Origin of the sequence: uncultured Capnocytophaga sp., from assembly GCF_938029845.1 — a bacterium.
GTDB lineage: Bacteria > Bacteroidota > Bacteroidia > Flavobacteriales > Flavobacteriaceae > Capnocytophaga.
This window is the reverse complement of sequence record NZ_CALHGG010000175.1, coordinates 33211-52023: the sequence shown is the minus strand read 5'-3', so window position 1 is coordinate 52023 and position 18813 is coordinate 33211. Positions and strand designations below refer to the sequence as shown.

The window sequence follows — 18813 nt, the reverse complement described above, 5'->3', positions numbered from 1 at the left end:
GCAATAAATTGTATCTATACACTAAGACGCAATAAATTGTATCTATACACTAAGACGCAATAAATTGTATCTATACACTAAGATGCAATAAATTATATTTCTACACTAAGACGTAATAAATTGCGTCTCTACACAAATACTGACTAAGATTGTTGTTTTTCACCATTGATTGACAAATCGACAAATTGACAAATCAGCAAATTGGCAAATCGACAAATCAGCAAATCGGCAAATCAAAACTCTCTTATAGGCAGTATTTTCTTAGGATTATTCTTCTCTGCTACATTTACTTTCGCATCCGTGGGGGCAAATAGCACATAATAAGCCTCGTAATAGTCTTTCTGGGTAGATGACCAATAAGCGGCTACGGGAAGCCTCAAGAGATTGCGATTATGTGCAATATTGGACAGCTCAACCATACTAGGAATAAACCAGTCGTCCTTATTGGCAGCACGGAAATGATGCCTTACATAATAGCTGGCAGAGGTATCGGAACAATCGTTAGCAATAAGAGTGGTATTGTCCCGCCCTGTGCCAAGGGAAGGACTCGTACTGTTTTGCGGCAGTGCACATCCCCAAACGTAGCCTTCTGTAGGCAAGTCGGTTATATTAGGAATAAGGTAACCATGTAACTGCCCTGCTACAAAACCTTCGTCCATAGGAGTAAACAGATAGGCTACTATACCGCCCTCGTGGGTATCACCTACACTAAGAATAGGCGTGGTCAACGACTGAGGATCTGAATAGGTAGTACCACGCTCATTGGTAGCAAAAGCCCTTACATAGTAAGTTTTATTTCGCTGCAATTGAGTGAGTTCCATAGAGAAATGACCTAAAATATTTTCTCCAAGAGAAACCTGTCCTGTATTATTTTCCAAAGTAGGTGTGGTATGATGCTGGCTATATACAAAGCCATATTGGAGTATCTTACCTCCTCCATTGGAAGTTATATTCCCTGTCAGCTTTACTCTGGTAGAGAATATCTCCCCTTGTGCAAAGGAAGCAAGCGTTGGCAAGGAAACATTCTGAGTATGTAGGGTAAGCGATTCACTATAAGAAGTACCGCGCTCGTTGGTAGCAAAGGCACGTACATAGTAACGTGTATCTACCGAAAGCCTACGAAGGGTAACTGAGAAATTACCTGCCCCATTACCTACCTCTACCCAGCTATCGTCCAAAGTAGGTTGAGGCTTCTCTTTGCTATAAACAAATCCTCGACGAGAGATACTACCGCCACCGTCCTCTCTCACTAAGGCACTAAGTGATATCTCACTCACTGAAGGAATGGCATAGATAATCTGCAAGGCGGAAGGAGTACCCATATCCTCAGTGGTAAAGGTCGCCACCTCCTCACTATAAGCAACACCAAATTGATTCTTAGCATAAGCCCTCACATAATACTGGGTACGTGGAGTAAGCCCCTGTATGGTAGTGGAGAAATTGCCTGCCCCTCCCTGAAGTCTCACTACTTGGGCAGCCTCTTGGGTAAGGCGTTCGCTAGAGGTATCATACACGAAACCTCTCTCGGTGATTACTCCTCCATCAGCAGCAGAGGCAACACTCCCATAGAGAGATACAGAGCGTTGTTGCAAATCCTTATAAATGACAAAATGTACTCCCTCAGGAGCCTCAGTAGGCAAGGTATGTAGCAGCAACTGCTCACTATAAACAGTACCTGCGGCATTGGTTACAAAGGCTCTCAAGAAGTAACGCTTGGCTGGAGCGAGACCTGTAAGTTCATGGAAGAATTTTCTTTCTATAGTATTCACCCCCAATACTTTGGTAGCTCCATTTTCCAAAGAAGGCATCTCTTGAGTACTACTATAAACAAATCCAGTTTGGTAGGTTGCCGCCCCTCCTATATGAGCCACTTTTGCCTTGACAAGAGCAGAGGTGTTGGTAATATGGGTAGGTGCTTCTATCTCTACTCCCAAGGCAGGAACCTCCCGAGAGGTGTTGAACTTGAGTACTTCTCCCAAGGCTTTGCCCTTCTGAGTCACCACATAAGCACGTACATAGTAGGACGTATTGGCTACAAAAGTCTGTAATGATAGTGTGAAGGTATCATTTCTATAAGAAGGGGTTGTTTTGGATACTACTCCATCGGCAGCCGAAGGTTGTTGATTGACCGTAGAATAGTAGAAACCATATTCGGTTATAGGGTAACCGCCTGTATCGAGTATGGCCCCTTTGAAGGTGATCTGGTAGTCTTTCACTTCTGGTTCTAGCGTACTAATGATAGCTGCTGTGCCCTTGAGAGTGGTAAACGATTGTATTTCAGCCAAAGCGGTACCCTGTCCATTGGTTGCAAAGGCTTGGTAGTAGTAAGTGGTTTCGGGGATCAGGTGCTTGAGCTGTACTGTATAGCTCCCTGTCCCAAAGGACGGATCCGTAGCCACTCTGCGTTCTCTAATATTGGCTAAGGCTTCTTTGGAAGTAGCATAGTAAAAGCCTCTTTTGCTAACCATGCTGTTATAGTCCTGCACTAGTGTTATACTAAGTGTGGCAGCGCTTTTGGTAACCTCCATTTCCTTTTGGTCTTTGAAGGCAGGAGCAAATACTTGCTTGAAATTATACTTTTCCTTGCTGCAAGCCACACAGACCAGCAAACATAATAGATATCTTTTCATAATTGTTCAGTTCATTGTTAGTGATTAGTGGCTGACGAGAGACCACTGTTTAAGGTTTATTGTAATTCCAAAAGTATATTCAGGGGCGTATAGTCGTTCTGTAAAGGCAATATAGGACATACCTCCTACTATATTAATCAGCTTAGTAATCCGAAATGTAGCTCCCCAATAACCAGGGATATAGCTCTTCCGCTCCAAAGTCTGCTCATGGGCATACTCATTGACAAAAGGGTAATGATGCCAACCTATGCCTCCTCCTACATTGAGATAAGCCCAATGGGTTAGCCTCAAGGAAGCTCCCCCTACAAACTCGGTTTTGTTGGCTGGGAAATCTTCTCTGGCATATTGTTCCAATTTGGAAGCCCTTCTAAGGGAGGAGCGAAAATTAAGGAAAGCACCTATGCGCTTATCACTCCCTCCTAATTCCCCTCGGATACCAAAGGGTGCAATCGTACCCCCTTCATAACCTACCGAGAAGAACCGCCCCCAATAGGCTGCACGCTCCGCACGCCGAGCCGCTCTATCCTGCTGCACATCAATGTCCTCTTGCTGAGCAAGAACAGGTAGCGTACAGAGCAACAGTAAGGTAAAGATATGTGGTTTCATCATTTCACTGATTTTATATAATCACGACAAAAGTATAAAATTTTTTTTAAAGAAATCGTAGTTCCTTGGAAATTAACAATATAATATATGAGCAAATTAAAAAATTTGCCAATTGATAATTAATTCTTATCTTTGCCCTGAAAAATATCAAATCAAAAAATATGAGTTTCTTTAGACATCTTTTAAATCTGCATGACGGAGAGGAAAAAAAGGAAAAGGTAATAGAAGATATTATCAGTAATATTTCCTTTCGTGGAGCCAACTTATGGATTCTAGCTTGTGCCATTCTCATTGCCTCTATTGGACTGAATGTCAATTCTACGGCAGTAATTATCGGAGCTATGCTCATCTCTCCCCTTATGGGGCCTATTGTGGGTGCAGGATTTGCCTTAGCTACCTATGACTTCGATCTGTTTAAGAAGACCGGACGCAGCCTATTGATAGCGACTATCGTCAGCCTATTGGTATCCTTTATCTACTTCTATATCAGCCCGTTCAAGGACGCCCAATCAGAACTGCTGGCACGTACCTCCCCCACTATCTATGATGTACTGATTGCCTTCTTTGGTGGTGTGGTAGGAGCTATCTCCCTTACCCGTCAGGAGAAAGGAAACCCTATCCCAGGGGTGGCCATCGCCACCGCCCTTATGCCTCCCCTATGTACCGCAGGCTTCGGCTTGGCAACAGGTAATTTAAGCTACTTCTTAGGGGCTTTCTATCTTTATAGCATCAACTGTTTCTTTATAGGAATTGCTACTTTTTTGATTATCAAATACCTAAAATATACGCCTAAAAATACAGGCAACGAGAAACTGAACAAACGTCTGCGCTATGTGATCACCTCATTGGTTATACTCATTGTTACCCCTAGCCTTTACTTGGCATATACCCTCTTCCAAGAAAAGCGTTTTCACGAGAATGTAGCCCACTATATCACCACTGAGTTTGAAAACAATGGTTATACAATCATCTACAAACGTATCCGCTACAATACTTCTCCTAAAACAATTGAATTGGCTTTCTTAGACAAAAAATTCAGCGAAGAGGAGGAAAAGAGCCTACAAAACAACCTCAAAAACTTCAATATCTCCAATACAGAACTTATTATCCGCCAAAAAGAATCGGATATAAGTCAAGAAATACTCTCTGAAATCAACAAGAATAAAGCTTCACTCTCCAGCAAAGACGTAAAGATAAAGCAACTTACCGAGGAGTTAGAAAAGTACAAGATAGAGGATTCCGATTTTGCCAAGGAAGTGAAGATTCTGTTTCCTAATATCAAGGATTTCTCTTTTGGTCGCCTAAATAGCTTTGTTTCTGACAGCCTTTCCACCACTACGCTGATGCTCTATACCCCTGTAAGGGAACAAGTCAAAGGCAAAGAAGTGGATAAAGAGGTGGATATAGCACGTCTCCAGCAGTGGCTTTCCCAAAAGTTTGCTGACAAAAATATCAAGATTATAAAGGAATAGCTCCTTTCTACCTATAAAGCCTACTGTTGTAGCCATGCCTCATCGGTATGACCACGGCGGTAGGCTTTTCCATGCTCATCTATCACAGCATGCCACTCCTGACAAGTCTCTAAGGAAACATCAGCCACCAAAGGCATACACTCTGCTCGCAGTGCCTTGTAGGTAGTTGCGGTGGTAAGCCCTAAGCGCGTAAAGAGACGAAGGGCATATTGGTCAGCAATAAACACATTCCTACGAAAAATATATAACAACATCGCATCGGCAGTCTCCTCTCCTACCCCCTTGATAGAAAGGAGTTTCATACGAAGCTCATCAGTGGCAATAGCTGCAAATTTGTCCAAAGAAGCTCCATGGGATACATACCAAGCCATCAATGCCTTGATATAGCTACTCTTCTGTTTGTAGAAACCTGCAGGACGAATAAGGGTTTGTAATTCTTCCTCTCCCATGGCATGTAGTACTTCCACTGAGAGTTTGCCTTCAAGGTTTGCCAAAGCTCGCTCTACATTGAGTTGGGTGGTTTGCTGAATGAGAATCATAGAAACCCAATCAACCAACCGATTGGAGTGGTTCCACCAATTCTGCTTGCCATAGTGAGTAAGGAGTTTATTTAGAACTGCACGTTTAGCTTGCATTCACTTAGGATTTTATATCCGCTTGGGGATTGTATTTTTTAATAATATCCTGCAAATGAGGATACACCCTCCCAGTCATACTGGTCATAAACCATTTGGGATGTTTTATCAGAACCGTTCTATTGTCTCCTTTGGACGACCAAGAACGCATTTTTTCTACTCGCTTAGGGTCTATTTCTCTGATAGTGAAAAAAGTAAAAAAAATACAATTTGTCTTTACACAGTATAAAAAAGGGAAAGTATTTTCTTAGCCAAGATAAATTCTTCTGTACCTTGAACAGATACTCAAAATCCTTATCACTCATCTCCTCTAAAAGCAGATGTTGCGCTTTGGCATTTCTCTTCACTACAGAGCTTAGTAAGTAATAGCCCCAAAAGAGAAATATAAGAGGAGACAATGCCCAAGAAGCTACCTGCATAAGCATCCAACCTTTCAGAATATCTAAGGCAATAAGATAACCAAGAGGGATTATAAATACAAGAGCAAAGAAAATAGCAAGTCCATTACAGATATAGCGCTTGTATTTTTCTACTTTTTCCAAGTATTGCTTACGCTCCACTCTTATCGCATGATAAGGTATATAGCGGGCTACACGCTGTTCAAATTCATTCTTGTGAAAGGCTGCAAAGTAGAGCAATGCTCCCATTAGCGCATAGTGGAAAACGCTTATCAAAAAGAAAATATCTATATCCATGATATTTTAGCTATTAATATTTTTTGTATCTTTGCTAGACTTTAGTATCCTTACCTTGTATTAAGATAGTACATACTTTTTAATCTTCATATCCTATGAAATTTCTCCTATTCCTCATATCATTATTGCCTTTATCTGTCAAGGCACAGCTATTTGAACCCTTGGACAAATGGGGATCACGTGTCGCTTATACTCATACCAATGGCAACCATAATTTCATTTTTTGGGGTATTTCACTCAATAGTATTGACGTAGATCCCAGCGGTCTGGCGGCTATTGGAGCTAAGGTATATGCAGGCTCCCACATAGGAAAACCTGACCACTGGCAACTCCTGCCTGAAATAGGAGCCGATGCTTTCTTTATCTTACCCATAGGTGCTGGTGTCTCCGCAAATACAGAGGCCATAACACCCCGAATAGGTCTTTCATTGGTCAATGCCTTTGAATTTTACTGGGGATATTCCTTCCCCTTCAAGGAAGGAACTAGCTTCAAAGGAAGTACTTTTTCATTTATTATCAACATATACGAGTTCTAATAACAAAGGCATTTCACACATAGCTCTCTTATATTCTTGAGTGCTAAAGCTCCCTAAAGTAGTAGCATGGCTTATAGCAGTTTCAAGATGAGGTTTTAGTTGCTTGTAAATGGCAAATGATCTCTTACTTTCAGAAGCAAGTCAAAGTCTTCATCACTCATTTGTTCTAAAAGCATGTACTGGGCTTTTTTTATTGTACTTGAGTACATAGTTGACGAGATAATATACCACAATAACAAGTACAAAAGTAAGCCGTATAATCATCTTCATGTCATTAAAGATAGCTACATATATTTTGCACATTTCCTCAATATCTCCTTTAAACATTAATAAAATTAGAATAATCAGAGGAAGATAAAATATCACCAAAAGTATGCTACTATCATACTAAGGAATTGATAAGTTACTACATATTTAGAGTTCAGGGATTAATTCTTAGAATCTAAGAACTAACCCCTGACAAATTGATCATTAACTCACTACATTGATAATCCTATTAGGTACTACAATGATTTTTTTAGGAGCTTTGCCTTGTAGTTGTTCTGCCGTTTGAGGATCGGCAAGAATAGCTTGTTCTATTTCAGCAATTGGCATATTGGTAGGGAAAGCGCGTTTGAAGCGTACTTTGCCGTTGAACGATACAGGATATTCCTTGCTATCCTCTTGCAAATACTTTTCTTCGTGGATAGGATAGGCCGCATAAGTTATACTTTCAGCATTTCCAAGCCTTTTCCAGAGCTCTTCAGCAATATGGGGAGCAAAAGGTGCTACAAGGACTGCCAAAGGTTCCAAAATAGCCTTGTGGTGACACTTAAGCGAAGATAGCTCATTGACACATATCATAAATTGACTCACCGAGGTATTGAACGAGAAATTCTCAATATCTTCATTTACCTTTTTAATCGTTTTATGCAGTGCTTTAAGCATTTCAGCCGTTGGAGCCTCGTCAGTTACTTGCCAACCGTTATCTGAGAAATACAAGCGCCATAACTTGCGCAAGAAATTATAAACCCCCGAAATACCTGCTGTGTTCCAAGGTTTAGCTTGTTCCAAAGGACCTAAGAACATTTCGTAGAGGCGCAAGGTATCCGCTCCATATTGCTCACAAATATCATCAGGATTTACCACATTGTATTTAGATTTCGACATCTTTTCTACTTCACGTCCTGTAATATACTTGCCGTCTTCTTCTAAAATAAACTCAGCATCGGCAAATTCTTTGCGCCACGCCTTAAATCTCTCAATGTCTAACTCATCGGAAGTATCTTTTAAGAGAGAAACATCTACGTGAATAGGTTGGATAATAGTATTAATTATTTTTCCTGAGAGTTTTTTCATAAACTCCACCCATTGAGGATATTTAGGGAAAATCTTCTCTAATAAAACAATCGCCAACTTATCATCCTTGAATTTCTTTGAAACAAATATAGGAGGAAAGTTATTAGATGAAAGCTCTTTTACTTCAACTAAATTCACTTCATTACCTTGCTCATCTTTCACTTCCCATAACACTCGGTATGCAAAGGCACTCATTCCCAATATCATACCCTGATTAATCAGTTTTTTGAAAGGCTCTTCGGTAGGGGCAAAGCCTCTATCCTTAAGGAACTTATTCCAAAAGCGTGAGTACAAAAGGTGTCCTGTGGCATGTTCGCTACCACCTACATACAGATCTACATTTTGCCAATAGTTGGTTACGGTTTTAGTAGGAAAGTCCACACGTTCCTCTTTTTCCATCATATACTCCAACCAATACCATGAAGAGCCTGCCCAACCTGGCATGGTGTTAAGTTCCAATGGGAATACGGTTTGGTTATCAATAAGCTCATTGCTCACTACCTTATGATTGGTAGTATCCCATGCCCAAATAGTAGCATTGCCCAATGGCGGATTACCCTCTTCAGTAGGGAGGTATTTCTCTACTTCGGGTAAGAGGATGGGTAAGTAAGTTTCCTCAATCATCTGTGGCAACCCATTTTTGTAATAGACAGGGAAAGGTTCCCCCCAATAGCGCTGACGAGAGAATACCGCATCACGTAGGCGGTAATTCACTTTGGAATTGCCTACTCCCTTCGCCTCCAAAGCTGCCAATACTTTAGGGAAAGCCTCCTTAAAAGAAGTACAACCGTCTAAGAAGTCTGAGTTTTGGTAGATCATGCCTTCCTTATCGGTAAAGGCATTTTCTGAAATATCTTTGTCAAAGATGTTAATCACTTCGGGCATTCCCTTAGCACCCTTAAAGTGCTTGGCAAAGGCATAATCACGTTCGTCTCCCGCAGGTACTGCCATCACAGCTCCTGTTCCATAACTAGCCAATACATAGTCTCCTATCCAAATAGGGATTTGCTTGCCTGTGAGTGGGTGTAGAGCATACGCTCCTGTAAAAGCCCCTGATACGGTTTTAGTATCTGCCATACGGTCACGCTCGGAACGCTTGGCAGTAGCTGCCATATAGGCTTCTACCTCAGCGCGTTGCTCCTCAGTAGTGATAAGGGGTACTAAGGCGTGTTCAGGAGCTAAAGTAAGGTAAGTAACCCCAAAGAGGGTGTCAGGACGTGTAGTGAAGACGGTAATCCCCCGTTCCCCCGAAGGGGGACAAACTTGAACTCCCCTTGTCCCAATAGTCTCTGATGATTGTTCTGCTTTATTTAATTCTTTGATATTAGGTAACAAAGAGAGTTTTTCCTCTATTTGATTAACAACTTCGTCAAGATTTCCTAATACTTCCTCATTAGTAAAACGAATTACTTCAAAACCTAGATGATTTAATATCTTTGTTCTCTGCTCATCTAAACTTTGTTGTGTATCATCATTATGGTAACCTCCATCTACCTCAATAATTAATCGTTTTGGAAGACAAACAAAGTCAGCAATAAAATCACCAATGACATGCTGCCTTCTAAATTTATCTCCTATATTTTTAGCTCCAAGTACCTCCCAAAGAAGTTTTTCAGCATCAGTCATATTATTTCTCATTTCTTTTGCTTTTTCTATTAGTAAATGAGAATTATTCCCTCCTGTCATATATCCAAATTTCCCATCTGAAATAACTTCTGAAATAATATCTATAGGATTATCCACTTCCCTTGAGGTTTGTCCCCCTTCAAGAGAACAATCATTCACTCCACTTGAGGTTTGTCCCCCTTCGGGGGAACGGGGGATAACTGCAAAATCAATAGACGCTCCTATTGACTTTCCTATCCAATTGCGTTGGCTTTCCTTAATACTCTCACTCCAATCGATGGTATCTAAGCCCTGCAAAAGGCGTTCGGCATAGGCGGTAATGCGCATACTCCATTGGGTCATCTTCTTACGGATCACAGGGTGACCACCACGTTCGGATACACCGTTTACAATCTCATCATTAGCGAGTACAGTACCCAAGGCAGGACACCAGTTTACTTCTGTCTCTGCCAAGTAGGTAAGTCGGTACTTAAGTAAGATTCGCTGCTTGTCAGCCTCAGAAAAGGCTTTCCACTCTTCAGCAATGAAGGAGGGGGTATCATCATCACAGGCAGCATTTATCTTGGCATTGCCTTCTTTTTCAAAGAGAGCAATGAGTGTGTCAATAGGTTCTGCCTTATCAGTTTCGTTGTTATACCACGAATTGAAAAGTTGAATAAATATCCATTGGGTATGGCGGTAGTAGGCAGGGTCTGAAGTTTTGACCTCACGACTCCAATCAAAGGAAAAACCTATCTTGTCCAACTGCTCACGGTAGCGGGCGATATTCTGTGCCGTGGTAAGGGCAGGGTGTTGCCCTGTCTGGATAGCATACTGTTCAGCAGGCAAGCCGAAGCTGTCGTACCCTTGTGGGTGTAATACATTGAACCCCTTATGTCGCTTGTAGCGCGCCACAATATCGCTGGCTATATAGCCCAGTGGGTGCCCTACATGCAAGCCCGCTCCTGAGGGGTAAGGGAACATATCAAGCACATAGTACTTAGGTTTGTTATAGTCATTTACTGACTTATAGGTTTGGTGCTCAGCCCAATAAGCCTGCCAATAGGCTTCTATTTCTTTGTGATTATAGGTCATAGGTATTAATTTATTGATTTGTCAATTAGCAAATTTGCCAATTATTTTGCAAAGATAGAAATAATTTGTCAATCCGCCAATGAGATAATTAGCAAATTTATAGAAATAAGCATTTTTTCTTATTTCTAATTGCTTATTTTCACTCATCGGCAAATTAACCCATTATCTCATTGTCAAATTGTCTTTTTTTCGTAAATTTGTAGTCAAGAAACACAAAAAATCTAATGACTAAGAATCTTTCTTCCTCCCAGCGGCTTTCTATCAAGAACTGGGCGGATAGTGATCGCCCACGAGAGAAGATGATTGCTCAAGGAAAAACAGTACTTACCAATGCGGAACTACTGGCTATTCTTATTGGTTCGGGCAATGCTACCGAAAGTGCCGTGGCACTGAGCCAACGTATCTTGGCATCGGTTAATAATAGCCTTACCACACTAGGCAAACAAAGTCTTCAGCAACTGCTCTCCTTCAAGGGAATAGGCACCGCCAAGGCCATCACTATCCTAGCTGCTACCGAACTGGGGCGTAGGCGTAGCGCAGAAACGCCTGAGCCTCTGCCTAAGATTGAGAGTGCCGAGGATGTTTTTGCTCTCATGCAACCTCTTATCGGAGAACTCCCTCATGAGGAGTTTTGGGCATTATATCTCAGTAGTGCTGCCCGTGTGATCCATAAGGTGCGACTCTCGGTAGGAGGTATTACTCATACAGTAGTGGATATTCGCTTGCTCCTGAAAATAGCCTTAGAACAAGGAGCTGTCTCCCTAATACTATCTCATAACCATCCTTCGGGGAGTACTATCCCTAGCAAAGAGGACTTACAGCTTACTCAGCGAGTAAGAGAGGCGGGGCAGCTATTGGATATACGCCTCTTAGATCATGTGATCATCACCGAAAAACAGTATAAGAGCTTAGCGGAAGAGGGCTTATGCTAATCCATCAATCGCAATACCATAGCAACATTACTACCTCCAAAGCCTGAGGCAGTCTTCAATAGGTGCTTTACAGTAGCCTCTTGCGTATGGGTAATGATATTCAGCGGCTGAGAAACACCTAAGGTATCAAAGCCCTCACACCTAAGAAGTTTTCCTTCTTGGGCAAGTGCCAAACTTACTACCGTCTCCAAAAGTCCCGAAGCACCCAAAGTATGTCCAAAATACCCTTTGTAGCTATTGAGGGGTACCTCTTGTAACCCTGCTCGAGAAAAAGCAATAGCTTCCATCTCATCATTATAGAGAGTACCCGTACCATGAGCATTGATAAAATCTATCTGGGAAGGAGTAAGTCCAGCTTCTTCCAAGGCTTTGGTAATACTCAGGTAAAGCCCCTCTCCTGTACGAGAGGGTGCTGAGATATGGTTAGCATCATTGATACTGCTACTGCCTAAGATCTCGGCTTGTGCCAAAAAATCTTCTTGAGTAAGAAAAACCGCCGCTGTAGCCTCACCAAGAGTAATGCCATCGCGTGCTTTATCATAAGGACGACAGGGACGACTACTCATTGCCTGAAAGGATTGAAAGCCAGAGATAACAAACTCAGAAATTTCATCACCTGCCAAGACCAGAGCATTGTCATAAACATCACTTTGTAACAGTCGGTCAGCTACCGAAAGAGCTACCACTCCCGATACACAAGCATTGGACACTACAATAGGCTCGGTAGTAATACCCAAGAATTTGGCTATCTTCTTGGCTATGAGGGTGAGGTATGGCAGGCTACCCCCTGCTTGCAGTTGGGATATATTCCCTTTGGTAGTGGAGAGTACCAAGGCGGTACGCTCCCCTATCTGCATCATAGGCAAAAGGGGTACCACAGCCAAAAGAAGCATCTTCTCTAGCCATGTAAGTTCCATATTAGTACTTACAAAGGGAAAACACGCCTCCGCCTGCTCTGGAGATACTTTGCCCAAATATACATCGGATATATGTCCAAAATGGGAAAAGTATTGTATCCCTGTGTGCCCTTGCAATAGGGCATCTATGTGATCTTGTATGGTAACTCCTAAGGGAGTCACACAATTGTAGGAACGAATGTAAGACAACTTAAATAATGATTAATGATTAATATAGGCGAATGGCAATTCGCCCCTACTACTGACGTGATTTAATTTCAATAAATTCAATAGAGGTAAGCTCTATATTACGCTCACGGAAAGCATTATAGATATTCTTAATCAGGTCAGACTTGATAATATACATATTCTGTGGCTCAAAAGTAACCGCATTGATCTCATAGGTAGCATTCAGCTCATTGAGCGATATGTGGTATATATAAGGAGTAATCTTGTCTGTTACGCCCTTAGTGGCTTGAGCAGCGGCAATAAGGGTAGCATCTACATCCTCCAAGCGAGCATCATAGCGTACTTTCACTTGAGTGGTAACCACCAGACCAGTGGTACGGCCTATGGAAGAAAAATTCATAGTGGAACAGGAGAGTATCATGGAGTTAGGGACGGTAACCTCTTCGTTATTAATCGTCTTCAGGCGAGTAACTAAGCTATCCCTATGTATAACCATACCTATATAATCCCCTACCTTGATCCAATCATTCTCCCGAAAAGCACGCATATAGGTGATAAAAATCCCTGCCATTCCATTGGAAATAGTGGAGGACGAACCCAAGGAAATCAGTAGCCCCAAGAAAATAGATACTCCCTGAAAGGCCGAAGAACCTGACCCAGGTAAGTAAGGGAAAGACACAATAAAAATAAAACAGAGAAACAAGATTCTCAAAATATTATAAGTAGGCTTTGCCCACTCCTTATAGAAGCCTTTTATCTTAAGCGCTCCCCGCTCTATCTCATAGAGAAAATACCGCATAAGCTTCAGTACCATACGTGCAATAAGAGCAATTATTCCTATGATAACAAGGTTAGGCAAGTAATCCATTATGGCATTGCCTATCTGGCTAAGAGGATCTAAAATGAGTTTCAAAAGCTTCTCCGCCCACATTTGTGTAGAGGGGAAAAGTTTCAAAGCAAAAGGAATACTTACGAAAATGATGATAAAAAAGATAACCAACTTCAGTAGAAAAAGTGTTTTACCAAGGATATACTTCATATTATCCTTGTTAAGCATTTGGTAGTTCTTGATTTTTACCCCTTTTTTGAAGAAAGATTGCTTGAGAAGTTGCCGTTCCAGTTTTCTAAAAAGAAGATTCAGTAGGTAGAAGAGTGTAACAATAGCTACAACAAATAGAAATAATTCCCCTATGCGCAACACACGCTTTTGCATACTGTGTTCCTCTCTATACTGGGTTACCGCCCGCAAAATATCCCTTTGTAAGGATTCAGCCAATTCCTCTTGAGAGAGATGTGCCAGAATAGCATCTTCCTCACTTATGGCCTGTATCCATTCTCCTTGGTAGGTTATCATAAGGAGATCGTTTTGAGATTTTATCTTAAGGGAATCCTGTTTAAAAATAGGTAATTCTACTAATTTGCGTAACTTTTTGAGGGTATATTCAGTTCGTTCCAAGGGAGAATAAAGCCCCAAACTAGCATGAACTGTATAGAGGGTATCATTCTCGAAGACTAGTGGAGATCCATTGGCTTTGGAATAAATACGTTTGATCTCTTCTTGTCGCTGTGCTTTGTAGATTGAATCTTTCTCCGTCTCTACACGGCGTGTATCCAAAAGCAATAAGGATTGTAATTCCTCACTAAGCACATTCACTTTTAGGGAATCTTGACTGCGTTGTATTCTCAGTTCCCTTATTTGTTGCTGTAATACTTGTAATAAGCTATCCTGAGCTTGTCCAAAAGCTGCTGCAGAGAAGAGCCCTCCCAAGAGAAAAAATAAACGTAAGTTCATAGTTTATTTGGTTTGAAAGGCAAAAGTACGAAAATTAATAAAAAATGACAAGCAACAAATGACAAATTATTAAACGAACTCACTCCAATACAAATTTTTTCTAACTTAGGAAGGAGCAGATAGGGCATAAAAAAATTGCCCCAATAATGAGGCAATTCCTTTTTTAACCAATAAATTCCAATATTATGAAACAGTGCAAAGGTACGTTTTTATTTGCAATTCATATATTATTTAATATATATTTAACTTTTACTTACAAGTAGTTGCAAAATTGACCTTGGACTTTCCTTCATTGTCCACATCTGTTTTTATATTATTTGCCCTACCCTTAAGCTTAGTAACTTGTGAAAATTCTGCTTTTACACAAGTAAGTTTGGGATTACCTGTAATATTGATATTATCTATAAGTTTAGGTGCTCTAGAAATATCCAAAGTCATAAGTCTGTTATTACTCAAGTTGATTTCTGTCAAAAGAGGTGCATTGAGAACAGCTATTGCAATTTTATTACCTGAAAAATCCGCTTGTTTTAAGCTAGTCATTTTTGACAATACGTCAAGGTTGGTAATACTCTTACCTGTGGCTACAAGAGTTTCTATTTGTGCCAATTCCCTATCCTGCAAAGTTCCATCATTATTCTTGTCATATCCATTTTTAAGAAGGTATTCGCTTAAGGTCAGCTCAGTAGCATTATCATCACTGGAAGCATTATCCCTTATCTTATCATAGTCTTTATTTTTAACTGTATTGGCTATCTTAGATTTATCACAGCTAAGCAAACACATAAGGCTAAGACCTAGTAAAAAAACTCTTTTCATATTTTCTCTATTTTCTTGTTAGTAAATTCACGGGGCAAAGTAAATCATTTTTTTTGATAAAATAATAGGTTTTAACACTTATTATTTTGTTAAAGTAAAAAGAGCGAGGAGTAAAAAATAAACAGTGAATAAAGCGCTCTATTATTCACTTTCTACTTTAAAAATTTGTTGATAACTCTACAACAAAAAACAGTAAAAAAATAGTCTTTTCTGAAAAAGTTGATTATATGCAAAACGCAACCAGAAAAACAATTTTATTTCTTAGAACTTATCAACCATTACGTAGCTAAAAATGGGGATTATTTTTTCGTTTTTTTATTCCATTTCATTTTAATAACAAAGAAATAAGAATGGTGAATAACCCTAATTATTATTTATATATCAATCTATTAGCTTTCCCATTAATTGTTGATAAGCGTTGATAAACTCTTTTACAAATACAAGTCAATGTTTTTCGCTTATTTTTCTACCAAAATTCACCGCATATTATCATCATCATTTTTTTTATATAAAAAAGAATATTTATTTTTTATGTATGAGTTGAATGTTGAAAATTTAGCGATGCGTCAATTTTTCAAAGACAATTGGAGACAAGGTAGTATTTTTGCTTTCTAAAAGTAGAGTGGTATAGTTCCAATTATTACAGCACAAAGGTACAGAAAAACCAAAAAAGAATCAAACGAAAAAAAGATTTATCTTTTTCAAAAATGTGTTTGCTAATACATTATTAGTTAATTGGCAAATTAATTTGTAACTTTGCGCGCTGACTGATAATGATGTATGACAAACTCACAAATCAAACAAAAATGAGTAAGAAAAAAATCAAACAAAAAAAGAAAAAAAACAAAGACTTTAGTAGGGATATTTTAGTCATTCTACAAAAGAATAGTAGTAAGAGTTTCTCTTGGAAACAGATAGCTGAAAAACTAAAAGCTACCTCTACGGAGATGCGGAATGATATTATTGCTTCTTTGGCCAAATTGGTTAAACAATCTCATATCAATGAGACCAGTCAAGGTCACTTCCAAGCGCAGAGCGCTACCTATTATCATCAGGGCGTAGTGGATATGGCTTCCAATGGTAATGCTTATGTGGTATGTGAGGACTTGGATCAGGATGTGTTTGTACCTAACAATCTGCTTAACAAGGCCTTACATGGCGATGTAGTGGAGGTGTATGTATTTCCTCGCCGTCGTGAGAAGCTTGAAGGGGAGATTACTCAGATTATAGAGCGCAAGCGTACAACTTTTGTGGGGATAGTGCAGATGCAGAAGAATTTTGCTTTTGTGATACCTACTGACCGACGTATGTATACGGATATTTTTGTTCCTAAAGCTGATTGCAATGGTGCTGAAGATGGGGATAAGGTATTGGTACGTATTGCTCAATGGACATCTCGTGCTAATTCTCCCTATGGAGTAGTAGAGAAAGTTCTTGGTAAGCCTGGGGAACATCATACGGAGATGCATGCTATCTTGGCCGAATATGGATTACCTCATGAGTTTCCTGCAGAGGTAGAGGCGTATGCACAAGGATTGGATACAACGATTAAGCAGGAGGAAATAGCACGCCGTAGGGATATGCGAGGGGTGCTTACTTTTACTATTGATCCACGTGATGCTAAGGACTTTGACGACGCACTTTCTTTCCAAGTGCTTGAGAATGGGAATTTTGAGATAGGAGTTCATATAGCTGATGTCTCTCATTATGTACAACCCAATACGATTTTGGACGATGAGGCTTATCAGCGGGCTACTTCAGTATACTTAGTCGATAGAGTGGTGCCTATGCTTCCTGAAGTATTGTCCAACTTTGCTTGTTCGCTACGTCCTGAGGAGGAGAAATATACTTTTTCAGCCATCTTTGAACTTTCTCCTAAGGCGGAGATACTTCATACTTGGCTAGGTCGTACAGTAATCCGTTCCGATGCACGTTTTGCTTATGAGGAGGCACAGGCAGTGATTGAAGCTTTTAGTACAGCTTCTGAAGCTACTGATTTTACAATGCCAGAGGAAATCTCTATTCGCCCAGAGGGAAGCTATACAGTTTCTAAGGAAATTGTGGAGGCAATTCTTTCGCTGAATGCCTTGGCAGCAATTCTCCGTGACAGGCGAATGAGAGCAGGGGCTATTTCTTTTGATAAGTTGGAAGTAAAATTTGTACTGGACGAGAATAATAATCCGTTGGGTGTCTATACTAAGGAAAGCAAGGAAGCCAACAAACTCATTGAGGAGTTTATGCTGTTGGCTAACCGAAAAGTAGCTGAATATGCTTCTAAGTTGCACAAGACTTTTGTGTATCGTATTCACGATGTGCCTGATGACGAAAAATTGTTACAGATGCAGGGTGTTATCTCTCGCTTTGGTTACAAGCTCAATCTCAAGGACAAAAAGAACATTGCCCATTCTATTAATCACTTATTGGAAGAGGTACATGGTAAGAAAGAACAGAACTTGGTAGATACTTTGGCTATTCGCAGTATGAGCAAGGCCGCTTACTCCACACACAACATAGGACATTATGGTTTGGCTTTTGATGATTATACCCACTTCACTTCCCCTATTCGTCGTTATCCTGATGTGATGGTACATCGCTTGCTCCAACGTTACTTGGATACAGAGGCTTCAGCCAATGAAGCAGAATACGAAGAAAAATGTAAGCATTCTTCCCAAATGGAGAACTTGGCTACTTCGGCTGAGCGTGATTCTATCAAGTACATGCAGATTAAGTACATGGAAGAGCACAAGGATCAGGAGTTTTTAGGAGTGATTTCAGGGGTTACCGAATTTGGTATTTATGTAGAAATCATTGAAAACAAGTGTGAGGGTATGGTACGTGCTCGTGAAATGAAGGATGATTATTATGTATTTGACGAAAAGGCATACGCGCTTGTAGGTGAAGTAAGCAAGCAACGCTATACCTTGGGCGATGAGGTGATGATACGTGTCAAAAGTACTGACTTGGTCAAGCGCTATCTAGATTTTGAATTAGTGAACTAACTAAAAAAACTCCGAACGAAAAAGTTCGGAGTTTTTTATATAAGCTATTTTCTACTATTTATTTTTGTTTGGTATATACTTTATAGTTGTTTTCAGTGTCATAATTATGGTAGATGGTCAGTTGGGTATTGTTATTTTCAAGAGTAATTTTTTGATGCATCATATAGGTTTTTCCTTTTACTTCTATTTCTAAGTAGAGTTTGTTTTCCTCTTTTTTGTATTCATAAGTAGGATATACCTCTTTTTTACTTCTACATTCTAAATTATTATTGTAAGGGTTGAATTTTCCCTTTTCGTAACTTTCATTAATAGCTTCTTTCTCTTGGAAGACAAAAGTTTCATTGGCATCACAATCGCTATAGAGTTCTTTTATTTCACCATTTACTACTTTTTTAGTAATCTTCCAAGTACCTAAAAGTACCGATTTAGGTGTATCATTCTTTTCTTCTTTTTTGCAGTTACAATCATTATTTTTACTGCAAGATAATGCCAAGTAGGCGGCTGCAAAGAGTAAAATAATTTTTTTCATATTGCTAGTATTTTAAATTCGTGACAAAGGTAATAAAAATATTTGTTT

At 40.0% G+C, this 18813-nt stretch carries 13 protein-coding genes; 4 read left to right on the top strand and 9 right to left on the bottom strand.

Going from position 1 to position 18813, the window contains the following annotated elements; translation table 11 throughout:
- Positions 1-233 precede the first annotated feature (233 nt).
- Both Q0625_RS13910 and Q0625_RS13905 read right to left on the bottom strand, forming a co-directional pair.
- Positions 234-2630, bottom strand: a complete 2397-nt coding sequence (locus Q0625_RS13910) for a DUF1566 domain-containing protein (RefSeq protein ID WP_298828549.1) — start codon at positions 2628-2630, stop codon at positions 234-236.
- 24 nt (positions 2631-2654) lie between these two features.
- Positions 2655-3239 carry a hypothetical protein gene (locus Q0625_RS13905; RefSeq protein WP_298828547.1) on the bottom strand — a complete coding sequence of 195 codons (585 nt, stop codon included), beginning with the start codon at positions 3237-3239 and terminating at the stop codon, positions 2655-2657.
- 158 nt (positions 3240-3397) lie between these two features.
- Between Q0625_RS13905 and Q0625_RS13900 the strand changes: the two genes are divergently transcribed.
- Positions 3398-4708: a DUF389 domain-containing protein gene (locus tag Q0625_RS13900; RefSeq protein ID WP_298828545.1), complete on the top strand. Its 1311-nt coding sequence runs from the start codon at positions 3398-3400 to the stop codon at positions 4706-4708.
- Between the two features lie 20 nt (positions 4709-4728).
- Here Q0625_RS13900 and Q0625_RS13895 read toward each other — a convergent pair whose 3' ends face one another.
- Together Q0625_RS13895 and Q0625_RS13890 are read right to left on the bottom strand one after the other, a co-directional pair.
- On the bottom strand, positions 4729-5343 hold the full coding sequence (locus Q0625_RS13895; RefSeq protein WP_298828542.1) for an endonuclease III domain-containing protein: 615 nt from the start codon (positions 5341-5343) through the stop codon (positions 4729-4731).
- A gap of 164 nt (positions 5344-5507) precedes the next feature.
- Positions 5508-6038 (bottom strand): hypothetical protein, encoded by a 531-nt coding sequence (locus Q0625_RS13890; RefSeq protein WP_298828539.1) that lies wholly within the window; start codon positions 6036-6038, stop codon positions 5508-5510.
- A 95-nt stretch (positions 6039-6133) separates the two neighbouring features.
- Between Q0625_RS13890 and Q0625_RS13885 the strand changes: the two genes are divergently transcribed.
- On the top strand, positions 6134-6574 hold the full coding sequence (locus Q0625_RS13885; protein WP_298828536.1) for a hypothetical protein: 441 nt from the start codon (positions 6134-6136) through the stop codon (positions 6572-6574).
- Positions 6575-7045: 471 nt separating this feature from the next.
- Here Q0625_RS13885 and Q0625_RS13880 read toward each other — a convergent pair whose 3' ends face one another.
- Positions 7046-10612, bottom strand: a complete 3567-nt coding sequence (locus Q0625_RS13880; RefSeq protein WP_298828533.1) for a DUF559 domain-containing protein — start codon at positions 10610-10612, stop codon at positions 7046-7048.
- A 224-nt stretch (positions 10613-10836) separates the two neighbouring features.
- Here Q0625_RS13880 and radC point away from each other — a divergent pair, with 224 nt between their 5' ends.
- On the top strand, positions 10837-11544 hold the full coding sequence (radC, locus tag Q0625_RS13875) for a DNA repair protein RadC (RefSeq protein ID WP_298828531.1): 708 nt from the start codon (positions 10837-10839) through the stop codon (positions 11542-11544).
- Here radC and Q0625_RS13870 read toward each other — a convergent pair.
- The 3 genes from Q0625_RS13870 to Q0625_RS13860 form a co-directional block, all read right to left on the bottom strand.
- Positions 11541-12650 carry a beta-ketoacyl synthase N-terminal-like domain-containing protein gene (locus Q0625_RS13870; protein ID WP_298828529.1) on the bottom strand — a complete coding sequence of 370 codons (1110 nt, stop codon included), beginning with the start codon at positions 12648-12650 and terminating at the stop codon, positions 11541-11543. The two genes, radC and Q0625_RS13870, sit on opposite strands and share 4 nt — an antisense overlap.
- 49 nt (positions 12651-12699) lie before the next feature.
- Positions 12700-14421 (bottom strand): mechanosensitive ion channel domain-containing protein, encoded by a 1722-nt coding sequence (locus tag Q0625_RS13865; protein ID WP_298828527.1) that lies wholly within the window; start codon positions 14419-14421, stop codon positions 12700-12702.
- 249 nt (positions 14422-14670) lie between these two features.
- Positions 14671-15237 carry a hypothetical protein gene (locus Q0625_RS13860; RefSeq protein ID WP_298828525.1) on the bottom strand — a complete coding sequence of 189 codons (567 nt, stop codon included), beginning with the start codon at positions 15235-15237 and terminating at the stop codon, positions 14671-14673.
- Between the two features lie 806 nt (positions 15238-16043).
- On the opposite strand from Q0625_RS13860, the gene rnr reads away from it, so the two are divergent.
- Positions 16044-18236: a ribonuclease R gene (rnr, locus tag Q0625_RS13855; RefSeq protein ID WP_298828522.1), complete on the top strand. Its 2193-nt coding sequence runs from the start codon at positions 16044-16046 to the stop codon at positions 18234-18236.
- 58 nt (positions 18237-18294) lie between these two features.
- Here the strand turns inward: rnr and Q0625_RS13850 are convergent, their stop codons facing one another.
- Positions 18295-18765, bottom strand: a complete 471-nt coding sequence (locus Q0625_RS13850; protein WP_298828519.1) for a lipocalin family protein — start codon at positions 18763-18765, stop codon at positions 18295-18297.
- Positions 18766-18813: the final 48 nt, after the last annotated feature.